General features: G+C 65.3%; 1 protein-coding gene. It reads left to right on the top strand.

The genetic code is table 11. From position 1 onward, the window contains the following. Positions 1-636: 636 nt before the first annotated feature. Positions 637-1,857 (top strand): site-specific integrase, encoded by a 1,221-nt coding sequence (locus tag RT91_RS19620; protein ID WP_051788415.1) that lies wholly within the window; start codon positions 637-639, stop codon positions 1,855-1,857. Positions 1,858-2,017: the final 160 nt, after the last annotated feature.

Genomic DNA, 2,017 nt, shown 5'->3' with positions numbered 1-2,017 from the left:
GCCGGCAGTCGCGACGCCACGGTCGACGCTCGCCGCAGCGGTCCAGAGACGGTCAAGATGCGCCCGACAGGCGGTCTGGGTGACCTGGGGGATGACCGTTCCGCCGCATTCTGCCGTCCGTAACCGCCCCTACCCGAGCCTCACGACGGCGTGATCTATAGGCTGCGCCTGCTCGCTGGTTGCTCGCTGGCTGGTTCCTACCGCCGGTACCTGCGACCGAGTCGTGCCAGCCGAGGCGCCTCGAACGACCGTCCCCGAGACCTATCCCACCATCTCGGACATCACCTCGATGCCGCTGCTCGCTCCGCTTCCCATCGGCTGAGAACCGCAGGAAACAAGGCGTGCGTCGCTCGCTGTGTGCTCGCTGAACAGCCTCAAAGCCGGAGGTACAACCGGGCCGTCTTCGAGAAAACGGTGTGATTTCAGGGATTTGAGTGGTGGGCGCGACAGGGATTGAACCTGTGACCCCTGCCATGTCAACGTCGTGACGGAAGGGGAATCCTCGTGATTTGGGTGAGGACGCGGTGCGTTTTGGCACCTGCTGCTCGCTGTATGCTCGCTGATTTCAGTAGACAAATCGCCGATCCGTGAGAACCAGCTACCGAAGGGGTACGGAAGCTGGGCGCACGGATTGGATTGCGGATCGTCGAGGGGCTCAAAGTCGGCGAGACCGTGTGGGACACCATGATCATTGGTTTCGGTGCGCGCCGGCAGCGCGGACGGCCGACCTATGTTTTTCGATATCGAACAAAGGAAGGTCGGCAGCGGACCTACACGATAGGCCGTCATGGATCGCCATGGACACCGGACGAGGCGAGGGCCGAGGCGATCAGGCTGTTACGGATCGTGATCGACGGCGGAGACCCGAGCGGCGAGCGCCAGATCGAGCATCAGGTGATTTCGATAGCCGACCTCTGTGACGAGTATCTCGCTGACGCCGCGGCTGGCCGGGTACTGACGCGGCGTGGGGTCGCGAAGAACGCGAGTACCATCGCGACCGACCACTGCCGCGTCGACGCGCACATTCGGCCGCTCATCGGCCACCTTCCGGTCGCCTCGATCTCCCGGCAGGACATCGAGCGCATGATGTCCGACATCATCGCGGGCAAGACGCACAAACGGGTCAAGCTCGATAGGCTCCGTGCCGTGTCGCACGTCCGTGGTGGACGCGGTGCCGCGAGCCGGACGATGGGGCTGCTCGGAGCCATCATGACGTACGCCGTGCGGCGCGGGCTCCGCGAGGACAACCCGTGCAGGTTGATAATCAAGCCCGCCGATGGTCGTCGCGAGCGCCGGCTCGATGACGTGGAATATCGTGCACTCGGCGCCGCGCTGGACGCGGCTGAGGCGGCGGGCGAATGGCCGCCAGCGCTAGCGGTGATCCGGTTCCTCGCGCTCACAGGTTGGCGGCGCGGCGAGGTTCTCGGGCTGCGATACGTCGAGATCGATGTGGCGCGATCAACCGCTCGACTTGCCGCGACCAAAACCGGCGCGTCGATGCGACCGCTGTGCACGACTGCGTGTCAGATGATCAAGGCGATGGCGCCGGGCGAGTTCGTGTTTCGGTCGGCCGGCGGGGATGCGCCGATAGTTAATTTCCGCAGGGTCTGGGAGCGGGTCGTCTATCGTGCCGCGGGGCTACCACGCGACGTGACGTCGCACGTGCTGCGCCACTCGTACGCCAGCGTCGCCGCCGATCTCGGGCTCGCCGATGCGACCATCGGCTCACTGCTCGGGCACCGGGGCCATACCGTGACGCGGCGCTATATTCACGTCGCCGACACGACGTTGATCGCCGCCGCCGATACCGTGGCGGCGCGGATCGTCACACTGATGCGCAGCGATCCGGCCCCCTGATGGAGGAGACGATGGGCGCCGACAGCGTGTATGGGATTGTCCATGTCGAACACCGCATCCCATGGCGCGGTGCAGAACTGACCTTCACGTCGTACGAGCTGCAGCTTGTGCTCAGGCTCGCGGACGGCGGCCACGTTCCTCTCGCGGATTTGCCAATCGC

Origin of the sequence: Acidiphilium sp. JA12-A1 (genome assembly GCF_000724705.2) — a bacterium.
GTDB lineage: Bacteria > Pseudomonadota > Alphaproteobacteria > Acetobacterales > Acetobacteraceae > Acidiphilium > Acidiphilium multivorum.
The sequence above is the reverse complement of the archived record's forward strand: the minus strand, read 5'-3'. Positions and strand labels throughout refer to the sequence as shown.